Below are 14,845 nucleotides of genomic sequence, written 5' to 3' on the forward strand. Positions count from 1 at the left end.
TGTTATATTTTTCAGACGAAGGCGCCGTGACAATGTTTGTATTTTTTTTCTGAACCACAAGGACAACGTTCATTCCGTCCCACTTTCCCCCATGTGGTTGAATCACTAGGATTACGATCTTTCGGATTAACGAATTTATTTTCTTGTGATGGTGTCCACAAGGTAGAACTATTTTTTTTATTTTGATCATTCAAAATAGGATCACCAACATCCGTTTGTTCAGGTATGCGCGGTTCTATGGGTTGCTGAATGATCTCGAAACGCATGAGTTTAGAGGTAACGATTCTGCGTAAATTTCTAAGCATGGCTTGAAAGAGTTCAAATGATTCTGTCTTATATTCGTTGAGAGGATCACGTTGTGCATAACCACGAAAACCGACAACGGAACGGAGATGGTCTAAATGTACCAGATGTTCACGCCACAATGTGTCAATGGTTTCAAGTAATACGGCCTTATGGAAATAAGCCATAACTTCTGGAGAGAAGCGTTCAATACGTTCGTTTTCAAGTTTGGTAACAGCATTTGATATACGCTCTAAGATTTGTTCTTCAGCAATTCCATCTTCTTTTGCCCATGTCTCGATTGGCAGTTCAAGATTAAAGAGCTGATGAAGTTCTTCTTGTAGAGCTGTAATGTCCCATTTTTCGCAATACGTTCCAGAGGGAATGTAGGTTTCGACAAGATCTTCAACCACTTCGTTGCGCATTTCGAGAATCATTTCAGTTAAATCCTCTGCGTTCATGATCTCCATACGTTGTTCAAAAATAACTTTGCGCTGATCATTCATCACATCGTCATATTTTAATAAATTTTTACGAATTTCGAAATTTCTTGCTTCAACTTTTTTTTGCGCTTTTTCGATGGCTTTATTAATCCATGGATGAATAATAGCTTCGTTTTCTTTTAATCCAAGTTTTTGCAACATCCCATCCATGCGGTTGGAACCGAAGATTCGCATGAGATCATCTTGAAGAGAGAGAAAAAATTTTGAGCGACCGGGATCGCCTTGGCGACCAGAACGTCCACGTAGTTGGTTATCAATACGGCGACTTTCGTGACGTTCAGTAGCAATAACATAAAGACCACCAGCAGCTAATGCTTTTTCTTTGAGTTGCTTGACGTCTTTTTTAATTTCTTCAATTTTTGCAGTTCGTTCTAGTCCTTCGGGCATATCCTGTAATTCTTGTCGAATGCGCATTTCGATATTACCACCAAGCTGTATATCAGTACCGCGACCAGCCATATTGGTTGCGATAGTTACTGCTCCAGGAACTCCTGCCTGTGCAATAATGTATGCCTCTTGTTCATGATAGCGGGCGTTCAGAACTCTAAAATTGGTAATGCCTTCTTTTCGCAAACGTTCTGCCAATTGTTCTGACTTTTCAATAGAAGTTGTTCCAACAAGAATAGGCTGTCTTTTTTCATGTGCTTGACGAATATCACGTACAATAGCACGATATTTTTCTTCTGCTGTTCGATAGATTTCATCATCTTCATCACGACGCTGTATCGGTAAATTTGTGGGAACTTCGATAACGTCAAGACCATAAATATTACTAAATTCTTCTGCTTCTGTTATAGCAGTACCTGTCATGCCAGAAAGTTTTCTATACATACGGAAATAATTTTGGAAAGTAATGGAAGCAAGAGTCTGATTCTCTGGTTGAATAGCAACGTGCTCTTTTGCTTCTAATGCTTGATGAAGCCCTTCAGAATAACGCCGCCCCGGCATCATACGACCTGTAAATTCATCAATGATAACAATTTCACCATTGCGGACAATGTAATCCTTGTCACGGACAAAGAGCTTATGGGCTTTTAGAGCATTATTGATATGATGGACGATAGCGACATTTTCTATATCGTAGAGACTTTCACCTTTAAGATGCCCTGCCTGTTCGAGCATTTTTTCAATTTTTTCAGTACCAACTTCGGTAAAGGTTGTTGTTTTTTGTTTTTCGTCTATTTCATAGTCTTCTGGAGTTAAGGCAGGGATAAATGTATCAATAAGGTTATAGAAGTCAGTCCGATCTTCTAAAGGACCAGAAATAATAAGAGGAGTACGTGCTTCATCAATGAGGATCGAATCAACTTCATCGACGATTGCATAATGATGCCCACGTTGGACCATTTGACTACGGTCGAAAGCCATATTATCGCGCAGATAATCAAAACCCAATTCATTGTTTGTGGCATAGGTGATATCACATGCATAGGCTGCTCGGCGGGCGTCACTATCAAGATCATGCAAAATCACGCCCGTTGTAAGTCCTAGAAAACCGAAGATTTTTCCCATTGTTTCAGCATCACGATTGGCAAGATAATCGTTTACTGTCACGACATGAACGCCTTTTCCTTCCAATGCGTTGAGATAAATTGGCAAAGTTGCCATTAATGTTTTACCTTCACCGGTGCGCATTTCAGCAATGCCACAATCATGAAGCACCATTCCACCAATGAGCTGTACATCAAAAGGACGCATATCATAAACACGTTTTGCTGCTTCACGGACAGTTGCGAAAGCTTCTGGTAAGAGCAAATCAACGGTTTCACCTTCCACGAGACGTTTACGAAATTCATCGGTTTTTTTGCAAAGCTGTGTATCACTTAACTTCTGGAATTGCTCTTCCAAAACATTAATTTGTTCGGCTTTTTTGCGAAGAACCTTGAGGCGCCGTTCATGAGCTGAACCAAAAAATTTACGTGCAAAGACACCTAAACCGACCATCCCTGGCCCTTTCTTTTATTTGTTGCCACTATTACTGGGTATTTCATATATTATCCCCACACTCTAAATCTCGTAAGGTATTTAATATAACCAAACGCAGATAGTACCATTATACTTGTTGGTGCGCAATTTTTCACTTCAATTATTAAAGTAGAGATAAGGGGATAAGTGCACCATGTCAACTTTAGTAATGCTGTTTAATTATCATATTACAGGGTAACTTAGGGTATAATATGGCATTTTCTATATGATTTTTTCAGTATTATGAGGTAGGGAAGGATAGTCTGAGAAAAGAAAAAAGTTTATGTTTTTTTGAACAAAATTATCAGTTTATTTATCTATGTTTAGAGATTAAAATGCTACAGATAAAAAATTGGGATCTTGAACATGCGTTCATTCTTAAGGAGTATATTTATGAAATTTAATTTTATCACGCTGTTTTTGACATCAACTTTATTGGCAAGCACGAATTTAGGGGTGATGGCCCAAGAAGGCGTGAAGTCTGTGTCGAATGATTTAAAGACTTTGGAGAAAGCTTCTGAAAAAACGGTTGCTCCTTCTCATGTTATGGCAGTTATTGATGGGAAGGAAGTTACAGCAGGGCAATTAGATGAGTTAGCTCTCGAAATAAATCCTGGTTTAGCACGTTTTTCTGATGAACAACGCCGTATAACAGTTTTAAAAGCTTACTTGGATATGCTGGCGCTTGCTAAAGCGGCAATTAAAGAAGGTATCGATAAGAGTGAAACTTACAATAAACGTATGGCAGTTATGCGTGACAATGTTCTTCAGCAGCTTTATTTTAAACAGACAGTTGTTGATCAGATTTCAGATGCTGATTTGGAAACACTTTATAAAAAGGAAGTTGCTGCTTTACCCAAAGAAGATGAGGTTAAAGCACGTCATATTTTGGTCAAAACGAAAAAAGAAGCAGAAGCTATCATTAAGCGTTTAAACAAGGGGGAAAGTTTTGAAGAGATTGCAAAAAAGAATTCAACAGATGGTTCAGCTGCTGTTGGTGGCGATCTTGGTTATTTCAGTCATGGTCAAATGGTAAAGCCTTTTGAAGATGCTGCGTTTGGTTTGAAAGTTGGCGAATACACAAAAAAGCCTGTTGAAAGTCCATTTGGTTGGCATATTATCAAGATAGAAGATCGCCGTGTAAAACAACCTCCTGTATTTGATGATGTGAAAGAGATGTTGCGTACACAACTGATAAAAGAGCGCTACCAAAAACTCATTGCTGATTTGCGTAAAAAGATAGATGTAAAATATCCTGATCCTAATGTTACAAAACTCATGCAATCGCTTAATCAAAATGAAGCGCCGCTTTCGGATGAGACATCCGATGAAGAAGAAGCAGAATAGCATCTTTGAAAGCTAGGCGATTTGATAGATTGGTTTTATTCAAAAAGCCTAGCAGTTGTTTGACACAGGGCATTTATCGGCGGTCATTTCATCTATTGTCGTGGAAAGCATAGTGTGGCTTTAGAAATATCTCGTTTGTTTCCTCAAAATATACAGGAGCTTCCTTCATTATCTGGTGTGCGGATAGCAACAGCTGAAGCTGGGATTAAATATAAAGATCGTACGGATCTTCTTTTTATCGTATTTGATAAGTCAGCAAGTGTGGCAGGTGTTTTTACGCGCTCAAAATGCCCATCTGCTCCTGTAGAGCATTGTCGTATATCACTTCCTCATGGAGTTGCTCGAGGTGTTGTTGTTAATTCTGGCAATGCAAACGCTTTTACGGGACGCAAAGGAAAGCAAACAGTAGATACAATAATATGTGCTGCTGCGAATGCTTTAAAGGTTAAAAAAAATGAGATTTTTATAGCTTCTACAGGTGTTATTGGTGAGCCGATGGAGGCATCGAGTATTGTAAATCTTTTACCAAGTATGGCTAAGACAGCAAAAGAAGGAAATTGGTTGGAGGCTGCAAAAGCCATTATGACGACGGATACATTTCCAAAGCTTGCTACGCGCAGATTTGATTGTGGGGGAGAAACTATTACCATTAACGGTATTGCAAAAGGTGCTGGTATGATCGCACCAGATATGGCAACGATGCTTTCGTTTGTGGTGAGTGATGCAGCCATTTCTTCGCAGATGCTCCAATCCATGTTATCAGAAGCGGTTCAGGAATCTTTTAATTCGATCACTGTGGATAGTGACACTTCAACATCAGATACCCTCATGATGTTTGCAACAGGAAAAGAAAGTTTTCCTTGCATCACAAGTAAAACTGATCCACGTTATGAGGTATTCTCAAAACAATTGCGTGCGCTTTTACATGAGCTTGCATTACAAGTTGTTTGTGATGGTGAAGGGGCGCGTCATTTAATTGAAGTTCATGTGATTGGTGCTACAACAGACAATACTGCGAAGATTATTGCTCTATCAATTGCAAATTCACCACTTGTAAAAACAGCTATTGCTGGTGAAGATGCTAACTGGGGACGGGTGGTTATGGCAGTTGGTAAAGCAGGTGTTGAAGTAGACCGTGATTTGTTAACGATTTGGTTTGGTGAACATCGTTTGGCGATCAATGGTGAACGAGATCCTGAATATTGTGAAGAGAAAATAGGCGCTTATATGCAAAATAAACACATTACAATTCGTGTTGATATTGGCTTAGGTACTGGTAAAGCCACTGTTTGGTCTTGCGATTTAACGAAAGAATACGTTATGATCAATGGCGATTACAGAAGTTAATTGGTGCACCATAAATTTGACATTGGATATCTGTATGTTTCTTAGCAGAGAACTAAGTATTTGAACTCTTTCATCTTGAAGTAGGGGGATGAGAGAAGAGACAGTTATTTTTATTATCCCGGGTGGAGAGCGCTATGCCTATAAAAAGTTCACTTCTTATTGTTGTTGCATGCGCATTATTAGATCAAGATAATCGTGTTTTGTTGACACAACGTCCTGAAGGAAAATCACTGGCTGGTTTGTGGGAGTTTCCTGGTGGAAAGGTTGAGCAAGGTGAAACTCCGGAAGCATCGTTAATTCGTGAACTAGAAGAAGAACTTGGTGTTCACGTTCAGGCAGATAATTTATTCCCCTTAACATTTGCGAGCCATGGCTACGAAACATTTCATCTTTTAATGCCATTGTATTTTTGCTCCCATTATAAGGGGGTTGCACAAGGACGAGAAGGACAAAATTTAAAATGGATTTTTATTAACGATCTTGATAAATATCCTATGCCTGAAGCTGATAAGCCATTAGTTCAGGTATTAAAAAATTTCTTTATTTAATTTATTTAATGAGTGTATGAGAAGGCAATACTGCTGCCAAATAAAGGGGTATTTGTATCGTAATATTGATGTTAGGAAAGATTCGAGAGGGCTCTTTCGAAGAAAAAGCAGTGTGGTTGTCATTAGAGATTTTTTTTGCGTGACCAACTGTTTAATCATCATCGTATTGCATTTATGCGACAAGAAATCGATTTGTAACATAAATTATTATTATACATATTAAATCAGACTTTTGGTGTCATATTTTATTATTTCAAACACTCTGAATCAGAAAAATTGTGCCATGAGTGATCAATAAAAAGTGATTGGGATAGGTTTATAAAATAGGGAGCCTTTAAATTTGAAAAGTAGAGTTTTAGAAGGGATGAAACATATGATTCATCAACTGTTTAAATGTAAGAGAAAGAATAGCATTAAGGGTAAATTAAAAATGATCAGGCTGTTTTATAACTTCATGAACATAAAAATGATTGTATAGTGATTGTGCATGATACATTTATAGACAACACTCAGATAGCAGATTAGGCGAAAGTAAAGATATCTAAACAATTGTGTGAATACGCAATACAATGGTGTGGAAGATATTCAAGCAGATCCTCTATTCCATTAAAGAACGTGAAAAACAAAAATGTAAGACACTGCGCAATTTGCATTATTTAAATTAAAAGAGATTTGCTCTAAATACTTTTGAGAGCTGTGAAGCTGAGCAATAATTTTATAATTCATCTTTTTCCAAAATGAATATATTCCTCCGTTTATCTATTACCCCTTTATTGATCACTCATTGAACAGTTTTTTCTGATTCAGAGTAAGAATGTTTGAAACAATGAAATATGGCAATATGAAAAAATCTGATTTGATATGTGTAATGATGATTTATTTTTAAATCAATACCTTGCATATAACATGCGATGTTTTCATCAAAGCTCTTCAGTAGTTGAATGAGCTCGTTTCCAAAATATCTAAAAAAACACGTAAATATTAATAAAAGTTTTTTTTGAATGAACGGTGAATATGAGATTTAAGAAAAGATCAAGTGATGAGCCCTGTCGACAATAAATAACTTTGTGAAGAAAGCTTTTTCATTCATATAATGATCAGCAATGAGCCGTAGTCCGCAATTATTATTTTAAGAGTTTGCCATGTATTCATGGAAGAATTTAACAGCGGAGGGTATTTATCCATCATGCTTATAGAAGAGCATGTATTACATTTCTTGAATTGGTCGACGTTTTTCTATGGGATATTGGTATTTTTTAGCGATACGTGTCACTGCTTCTTCTAATGGTTCAATCATAACGTCCATAGAGTAGCCGTTTGCGTGGATGATATTTTCATGATCAATCATAATGGCAACGTGGCCGTTCCAAAAAACCAAATCACCTCGTTTAAGTTTATCACTGTCTGTAAGTACTCTTCCTATGGTTTTTTGTTGCATATCTGTATCACGCAAAACCATTTTGCCAGTCATCATCATAGAGAGCTGAACGAGACCTGAGCAATCAATTCCAAAGCCGCTGACACCTCCCCACAGGTAAGGTGTGTGGATAAGAGTTTCGGCAACTGTAACATAATCTTCATACACGCGCCCAATGGGACTAAGATGGCGTGTAATGATTGCTTTCCCACTTTCAAGGATAGCATAGATTGTGCCACGCACTTCAGTTTCATCTACAACACTGACTTTGCTTCCCATGGATAAGGGATATTCCATTGGTCCACGCAAGTCAGCTTGTAAATATTGAAAAGTACGTGGTACTGAAACGATATGTGTCTGTTTTATCGCTGATGTACAAAGAATTGTTGTATCAATATAACCAACATAACCATCTTTGAGAGATTGCCCCCACGACATGGTCTTCCCTTGTTCAAAGATGAGAAGTTCTTCTCCTAATAAGCATTCTGTTTGTTTTTCACTTTTTTTGTTATTTTCTTTAAACAGTCCAGCGACAGCTGTGTTAACACGTTTTTTTTCACCTTGAATAAAGCGTTGAGCCGTAATTTCTGTTTCGAACCGTTTATCTGCTAGATCATCTCTGAATGCATATAATCTTGGATCTTTAGAGAGCATTTTTTAACCTTTAAACAGATTTATCAAAACTGTATCTATACAATTTTATCTTCAAAGGAAGCGCAGAGCAAATTCAAGGTGATAGGCAATCGCTCCTGAAGCTCCAGAATTATCCATCTTTGTGGACATTTTGCGTCAAGCTTAATTTTTAAAGAGGTTATAAAGAGCACGGATAGCTTGTGCTGAACCGCCAACAGGAAAGCCTGGTTTTTCTTTTGGAACCCATCCATAAAGATCAAAATGCGCAAAATGTTTAGTTTTTTCAACAAAAGAATTCAGAAATAAAGCTGCGACTATGGAGCCAGCAAAGTTATTTCCAGTTATATTGTTAAGATCAGCGATTGGTGATGATAACATTTCCTCATAAGGTTTCCAAAGTGGCATTTGCCAAAGAGGATCATAAACAGAATGTGCAGATTGAGAAATTTGTTGTGCCCATACTGAATCATTACAATAAAATGCGGGAAGCTCTGGTCCTAACGCTATATGCGCTGCTCCTGTTAAAGTTGCCATGCAAAGCATGAATTGTGGACTTTCTTCATCACCATAGGCGAGCGCATCGGCAAGGACAAGTCGCCCTTCCGCATCTGTATTGCCAATTTCAACGCTTAAACCTTTACGACTTTTGAGAATATCGCCTGGTCTGTAAGCATTGGCGGAAATTGCATTTTCAACAGCTGGGATTAAAACACGCAGACGAAAGGGTAATTTGGCATCCATGATAAGTTTAGCCAGCCCCAAAACATGTGCACCTCCTCCCATATCTTTTTTCATGAGCAACATATTATTGGCTGATTTAATATCGAGTCCTCCAGTATCGAAGGTTACGCCTTTGCCAACCAACGTTATTTTAGGGTGGTTTTCTTGCCCCCAATGTAACTCAATGAGTCGTGGTACAGTATTGCTAGCTCGTCCTACGGCATGGATCATTGGAAAATTATGTGTTAAAAGTTCATCTCCACAAATGCTTTGGACATCAGCACCGTAGGTTTTTCCCAGATGGCGTGTTTCTTTCTCGAGGATATCGGGGTTCATATCATTGGCAGGAATATTGATGAGATCACGAACAAAAAAGACAGTTTCATAAATTCGTTTAAGTTCATTGAGATCAACCGTATCGTTAACGTAAAATGATAAGGACTTTGAAGAAGAATTTTGACGATAACGGTTAAATTGATAACTTCCGAATGCCAAACCAAGATAGTTATTTATTTCATGAGAGGCAGTTCCTTCTAGGTGCCAATTTCCAGCAGGAAGATTTTTAGCGAGAAGCCCTGTGATAAAAGGTTCATCACCATTACCAAGTCCAAAGAGAACTTTTTTTAAATGCCCTGTTTCGTGAGGAATGAAGAGTATTTGCCCTGCTTTACCAGTGAAATCATTAACTTTTATCCATGCTGTTGTTGATGCATCAAGCGATAAATCAGCCAGACTTCTCTGGTTTACCAAAAATATGGGACAACTATTATCAATACGTGTTGAAGTAAAATGAATGTGATGTAAATGCATATTTAGAAACCTTTATAGTCTATAGTCGTCGAAGTGCCACATATTCAACCAAATGTTTTTTTCCCTTGCGTAGAATGAGATTAGACCGTGGTCGTGTTGGCAATATATTTTCTTGTAAATTTTTCAAATTAATTGTTTGCCAGATATTTTCAGCGATTTTTAAGGACTCTTCTTCATGCATGAGTGCATAACGATGAAAATAGGACTTAGGATTTTGAAAAGCTGTTTTACGCAAACGTTTAAAACGTTCCAAATACCAGTGTCGAATGACTTCTGTTTCAGCATCTACATAGATTGAAAAATCAAAAAAATCTGAAACAAAAGGAATAATTTTACCGTCTTTAGGGAGGTCATTGACTTGTAACACGTTAATCCCTTCAACAATTAAGATATCGGGACGATCAATGGTAACTGTTTGATTTTCTAAAACATCATAAATCATATGCGAATAAAGTGGGGCACGTACATTACCAATACCGGCTTTTATAGCAGAAAGAAAGCACAGTAATTTCTTAATATCATAGGAATCTGGAAATCCTTTACGATTCATACGATTTTTTTGCTGTAAAACAGCGTTAGGATAGAGAAAACCATCCGTTGTAATCAAATCAACTTTAAGACTGGAAGTCCAACGTTTCAAAAGTTCTTGTAGAATACGAGCGGTAGTTGATTTTCCTACTGCAACAGAGCCAGCAATTCCAATGATAAAAGGAGTTTTTCTCGTTCCTTCTTGATATAAAAATTGTTGACGCTTGTGAAAAAGTTCTTGTACAGCTTCAACATGGCATGATAACAAACGTGATAAAGAAAGATAAATACGTTGCACTTCTTCAAGATCAATTGGATCATCAATTGAGCGTAAACGTTTGATTTCATCAAAGGTCAAAGTAAGCGGTGTATCTGCACGAAATTGAGACCATTCTTGTGCAGTAAAGACACGATAGGGCGAATATCGATCGGAAATCGATTTGACTAAATTATCTTCCTGATTAATTTTTGGGAGAATTGTATCAATCATTTGTATTAGTCGAGAATTTTTTTGCCGAAGTAATTGATTAAGGATAGACAGGCAGGCCCTTTTGTATTTAAATGAACTTTATTTTGCATGTTTTCTTCTTTAAGATAGATAATCTTTAGCTTATAGTCCAGTCATCCCAATGTGCATTAATTTGTTCCAATGAGAGCCCTTGTGCCAAAAAAGCCCATAAAAGTAAACGTGCTTTTAGTGCTGATAAATAACCAGACATGAGGGCGCCAGAAGCAATCATATCGACTTCTGAACCTTTATAGCCATAAGTTTTGCGGGTTGTAGGGCCAGTGTAGGTACGGCTAGCGATAATGATTGGCATTTTTTGTGTATATTGTCGCACGATATCTGCTTCTTCAAAGCTGCAGTGTCCTGATCCAAAACCTGCAATAACAACTCCAGCATAATGGCCACTTTCAAAGCAGAATTTCATTAACTGTGTATCAGAGGATAGAGAAGAGTATAGAATTGCAACTTGGTGATCATAGTTTTTGGGAAGATCAAAAGTTGTTGGAAAAAAATTTCGATCAGTAAAATAAATCAGTTTTCCTTCCAAAATAATGCCTAGAACACCTACCGGACTTGACTGAAATGTCTCAATTTTGATGGTATGGCTTTTCTGGACCCAATAAGGTGAATGAATTGTATCGTTGATTACAACTAAAACACCTCTATTTCGACTTTGTGGATGAGCAGCGACACGGGTTGCGGCCAAAATATTAGCTGGTCCATCAGCACCTGCTTCATGAGGTAGACGCATAGCACCAGTTACAATAAGTGGTTCGGCTTTATTCCAGTAGAGGGAAAGAAAAAAAGCTGTTTCTTCCACTGTATCGGTACCTTGGGTTAAAACAATACCTTCTGCCCCCGCTTTTATTTGTTGTGTTGCCCACTCTATAATTTCAAAAAGACTTTTGAAAGATAAAGAGCCACTTGGTATTTGTATTAATGTTTGAGCATGAATATCAGCAACGCTATCTAAATCAGGAACACTTTTGATCAGTATATCTGAAGTTAAAATCGGTTGCATTTGACCCAAATTGTCAGCAGCCATTGCAATTGTTCCACCCAATGTCCCTATGGCTATTTTTTTCATGATTTTTCCTCTAAAAGGCGTAAACTATTTACATAAAGTTATTTAGCAACAATTTGCATTGACAACAACGATATCTTTTTTTTATTCCAATAAATTGAATTTTTCTTAATCATTGTGTTTTGCTTTATATGTTCTTAAATAAAAGACAAGAGTGATTAGATTTTACATTTAATGAAGAGAAGTCAATAGTAAGGAGTTTCCTTATGGCAGAACATAAGCCAGACATAATGTATGGTACAACTATTATTACTGTACGAAAAGGTGGTAAAGTCGTAATGGCCGGTGATGGTCAAGTCTCTCTTGGGCAGACGATTATGAAAGGCAATGCACGCAAAGTGCGTCGCCTTGGGAAGAGTGGAGCAGTTATTGCTGGTTTTGCAGGTGCTACAGCGGACGCTTTCACTTTGCTGGAAAGATTAGAAACGAAGCTTGAGCAATATCCTGATCAGCTCATGCGTGCCTGTGTAGAACTTGCAAAAGACTGGCGAACAGACCGCTATTTGCGTCGTCTTGAAGCAATGATGCTTGTAGCTGATAAGAAAATAACGTTAGCTTTAACAGGACTTGGTGATGTTTTAGAACCAGAAGACGGTATTATGGCAATTGGTTCTGGAGGCAATTTTGCTCTTTCGGCTGCGCGGGCCCTCATAGATATGGATTTGGATGCAGAAACCATTGCTCGTAAAGCTATGAATATTGCCGCTAAAATTTGTGTTTATACCAATGATCATTTCACAATTGAAACATTGGATGCAGAATTATCTTCTTTAGAGAAAGCTATTTGAATGTGTGTTGTATTTTCCCCTCGAGAGACTGTTTCTGAACTTGATCGTTTTATTATTGGCCAAAGTGATGCAAAACGTTCTGTGGCTATTGCGCTGCGCAATCGATGGCGTCGACAACAGCTTGATGGTCCGATGCGTGATGAGGTTATGCCCAAAAATATTTTGATGATAGGACCAACAGGTGTTGGTAAAACGGGTATAGCGCGTCGATTAGCAAAACTTGCTGGAGCGCCTTTCGTTAAAGTAGAGGCAACTAAATTCACTGAAGTTGGTTACGTGGGGCGTGATGTTGAGCAAATTATTCGTGATCTTGTTGAGATTGCCATTTCTCTTGTACGTGAAAAAAAACGGGATGAAGTAAAAGTAAAGGCTCATATTAATGCTGAAGAGCGTGTTTTAGATGCCCTTGTTGGTAAGACAGCAAGTCCCGCTACCCGTGAGAGTTTTCGTAAAAAATTGCGTGACGGTGAATTGGATGAAAAAGAGATTGAAATTGAAGTCTCTGATAATAACAGTAATAGTACTTCGACCTTTGATATTCCTGGTATGCCTGGTGCACAAATGGGAATTATGAATTTGTCAGAAATTTTTGGCAAGATGGGGAATCGTACAAAAGTTCGCAAAACAACAGTAAAGGACGCTTTTAAACCACTTATTGATGATGAGTCTGAAAAACTCCTTGATCAGGATCAAATTATTCAAGAAGCACTTCGTGTTGCTGAGAATGACGGAATTGTTTTTATCGATGAGATTGATAAAATTGCGACCAGAGATGGGGGCGCAAGTGCTGCTGTCTCGCGTGAGGGCGTTCAAAGAGATCTTTTACCTTTGGTTGAAGGAACAACAATTGCCACAAAATATGGGCAAATCAAAACAGATCATATCCTTTTTATTGCATCAGGTGCGTTTCATGTTTCCAAGCCATCTGATTTATTGCCAGAACTTCAAGGTCGTTTGCCCATCCGCGTGGAATTAAATCCTTTAACAAGGGAAGACTTACGACGTATTCTAACCGAACCTGAAGCCAGTCTGATTAAGCAATATATTGCTTTAATGGCAACGGAAGAGGTTCATTTAGAAATTACCGATGATGCGATTGATGCTTTAGCAGATATTGCTGTGGATTTAAACGCAAGGATTGAAAATATAGGGGCACGCCGTTTACAAACGGTAATGGAGCGCGTTTTGGATGAGATTTCTTTTACTGCACCTGATAAAGCTGGAACCTCGTTTAAAGTTGATGCTGCTTATGTCAAAAAATCTATAGGTGATCTTGCCGCGGATGTCGATCTTTCCCGTTTTATTCTCTAAAGTGAACGCTTATTTTTATCTACCGGTATGCTTCAATAACTTTAAAGCCATGGGCTTTTTCATATATCAATACCGTGCGAAAAAGCCTCTTTAACAATGTTTCATAAGGCAGGTGGCGGTTAGCAACAAGAAGAAGATTACCACCGGGCTTTAGGTATTTTGCAGCATTGATAATAAAATGCTGTCCTAATGAGACATCTGTAGTTTGTTGTGTGTGAAACGGTGGGTTTGAAATGATTGTATCATAGAGATTTGTGATTGGTTCATGCACAAGATCATGCCAATAGAAATGGATTGGAAGAGAAGTTGTTATGTGTTTTAGGTGCTGTTTGGCTGCTTTTAAAGCGTTGTAGTCCGCTTCATAAAGATCAAGAGCAGTGAGTTTTTCACTTCTTTCAAGTGCAGCGTGAGAAAGGAAGCCCCAACCAGCACCAAAATCAGCAGTTTTTCCAGAAATAGTTTTGCACATATGCGAAGCAAGTACAGCAGATCCTGGATCAATACGACCGTGCGAGAACATGCCAGAAGTGGTTTGAAATTTGTTTTCAAAAGTGAGCGGTGGTGAACGCAATTGTGCAGTATTTTGTTTTTCTATTTGTTGTGGAACTTGAATCCAGAAGACAAGACCGTGATTTTTGGAAAATTTATTGGTGATGGGTACAATTTTTTTGACCCATTTCATCATTGAGTCAGCACCACTCGTTTTATTTCCACCGATAATGATCCATCCACCAGGTTTAACGCGTTCTAGTAAATCAAGAAAACAATTTTGGTTAAAACCACGATATTTGCTTAATTGCAAAAGTGCACCATCATGGGTGCAAGTTTGATTGATTTCAGGAGAACAGCGAAATTGAGCGTTAGCAAATTTTAAAAAATCTGGTCGCCAAGGCGTTATAATTTCTAAGTTTTTTGTCCATTCTGGAACAGGGATTTCCGTTAAACCAAAACTTAACCAAGATTGGCTTGGATCAGGATAGGGAAGTGCATACTTTTCAAAAGGTAAAAATAATAACACATGTGGCTCTTTTAGAGAAAAATGCCATTCCAATTT

The 14,845-nt window shown here is 38.0% G+C and carries 11 protein-coding genes; 5 read left to right on the top strand and 6 right to left on the bottom strand.

Annotation, left to right across the window (positions count from 1 at the left end):
* Window positions 1–11: 11 nt before the first annotated feature.
* Window positions 12–2,729: a preprotein translocase subunit SecA gene (gene secA / locus AYT27_RS01025; RefSeq protein WP_011180150.1), complete on the bottom strand. Its 2,718-nt coding sequence runs from the start codon at window positions 2,727–2,729 to the stop codon at window positions 12–14.
* A gap of 414 nt (window positions 2,730–3,143) precedes the next feature.
* Here secA and AYT27_RS01030 point away from each other — a divergent pair, with 414 nt between their 5' ends.
* From AYT27_RS01030 to mutT, 3 genes are all read left to right on the top strand, one after another.
* The gene (locus AYT27_RS01030; protein ID WP_011180151.1) at window positions 3,144–4,097 is read left to right on the top strand and encodes a peptidylprolyl isomerase; all 954 of its coding nucleotides are present in this window, start codon (window positions 3,144–3,146) and stop codon (window positions 4,095–4,097) included.
* Window positions 4,098–4,211: 114 nt separating this feature from the next.
* Window positions 4,212–5,444 carry a bifunctional glutamate N-acetyltransferase/amino-acid acetyltransferase ArgJ gene (gene argJ / locus AYT27_RS01035; RefSeq protein ID WP_011180152.1) on the top strand — a complete coding sequence of 411 codons (1,233 nt, stop codon included), beginning with the start codon at window positions 4,212–4,214 and terminating at the stop codon, window positions 5,442–5,444.
* A 134-nt stretch (window positions 5,445–5,578) separates the two neighbouring features.
* Window positions 5,579–5,992 (top strand): 8-oxo-dGTP diphosphatase MutT, encoded by a 414-nt coding sequence (mutT, locus tag AYT27_RS01040; RefSeq protein WP_011180153.1) that lies wholly within the window; start codon window positions 5,579–5,581, stop codon window positions 5,990–5,992.
* 1,207 nt (window positions 5,993–7,199) lie between these two features.
* Here the strand turns inward: mutT and AYT27_RS01045 are convergent.
* The 4 genes from AYT27_RS01045 to AYT27_RS01060 form a co-directional block, all read right to left on the bottom strand.
* Window positions 7,200–8,063: a C40 family peptidase gene (locus AYT27_RS01045; RefSeq protein ID WP_011180154.1), complete on the bottom strand. Its 864-nt coding sequence runs from the start codon at window positions 8,061–8,063 to the stop codon at window positions 7,200–7,202.
* Between the two features lie 141 nt (window positions 8,064–8,204).
* Window positions 8,205–9,572 carry a leucyl aminopeptidase family protein gene (locus AYT27_RS01050; RefSeq protein WP_011180155.1) on the bottom strand — a complete coding sequence of 456 codons (1,368 nt, stop codon included), beginning with the start codon at window positions 9,570–9,572 and terminating at the stop codon, window positions 8,205–8,207.
* Window positions 9,573–9,591: 19 nt separating this feature from the next.
* Window positions 9,592–10,536 carry a type I pantothenate kinase gene (gene coaA / locus AYT27_RS01055; protein WP_223396458.1) on the bottom strand — a complete coding sequence of 315 codons (945 nt, stop codon included), beginning with the start codon at window positions 10,534–10,536 and terminating at the stop codon, window positions 9,592–9,594.
* A gap of 169 nt (window positions 10,537–10,705) precedes the next feature.
* A complete protein-coding gene (locus tag AYT27_RS01060) occupies window positions 10,706–11,695 on the bottom strand; it encodes an asparaginase (RefSeq protein ID WP_011180157.1) in 990 nt (329 codons plus the stop codon).
* 203 nt (window positions 11,696–11,898) lie between these two features.
* Here AYT27_RS01060 and hslV point away from each other — a divergent pair, with 203 nt between their 5' ends.
* On the top strand, window positions 11,899–12,480 hold the full coding sequence (hslV, locus tag AYT27_RS01065; RefSeq protein WP_011180158.1) for an ATP-dependent protease subunit HslV: 582 nt from the start codon (window positions 11,899–11,901) through the stop codon (window positions 12,478–12,480).
* Window positions 12,481–13,791: an ATP-dependent protease ATPase subunit HslU gene (hslU, locus tag AYT27_RS01070; RefSeq protein WP_011180159.1), complete on the top strand. Its 1,311-nt coding sequence runs from the start codon at window positions 12,481–12,483 to the stop codon at window positions 13,789–13,791.
* 19 nt (window positions 13,792–13,810) lie between these two features.
* Here the strand turns inward: hslU and AYT27_RS01075 are convergent, their stop codons facing one another.
* A complete protein-coding gene (locus AYT27_RS01075) occupies window positions 13,811–14,809 on the bottom strand; it encodes a class I SAM-dependent methyltransferase (protein ID WP_034447520.1) in 999 nt (332 codons plus the stop codon).
* Window positions 14,810–14,845: the final 36 nt, after the last annotated feature.

Source organism: Bartonella henselae str. Houston-1 (assembly GCF_000046705.1).
GTDB classification, from domain to species: domain Bacteria; phylum Pseudomonadota; class Alphaproteobacteria; order Rhizobiales; family Rhizobiaceae; genus Bartonella; species Bartonella henselae.

Excerpts from the sequence above, each read along its gene's own strand:
- secA (WP_011180150.1), bottom strand. The coding sequence starts at position 2,729 with ATGGTCGGTTTAGGTGTCTTTGCACGTAAATTTTTTGGTTCAGCTCAT.
- AYT27_RS01030 (WP_011180151.1), top strand. The coding sequence starts at position 3,144 with ATGAAATTTAATTTTATCACGCTGTTTTTGACATCAACTTTATTGGCA.
- mutT (WP_011180153.1), top strand. The coding sequence starts at position 5,579 with ATGCCTATAAAAAGTTCACTTCTTATTGTTGTTGCATGCGCATTATTA.
- AYT27_RS01045 (WP_011180154.1), bottom strand. The coding sequence starts at position 8,063 with ATGCTCTCTAAAGATCCAAGATTATATGCATTCAGAGATGATCTAGCA.
- AYT27_RS01050 (WP_011180155.1), bottom strand. The coding sequence starts at position 9,572 with ATGCATTTACATCACATTCATTTTACTTCAACACGTATTGATAATAGT.
- AYT27_RS01060 (WP_011180157.1), bottom strand. The coding sequence starts at position 11,695 with ATGAAAAAAATAGCCATAGGGACATTGGGTGGAACAATTGCAATGGCT.
- hslV (WP_011180158.1), top strand. The coding sequence starts at position 11,899 with ATGGCAGAACATAAGCCAGACATAATGTATGGTACAACTATTATTACT.
- hslU (WP_011180159.1), top strand. The coding sequence starts at position 12,481 with ATGTGTGTTGTATTTTCCCCTCGAGAGACTGTTTCTGAACTTGATCGT.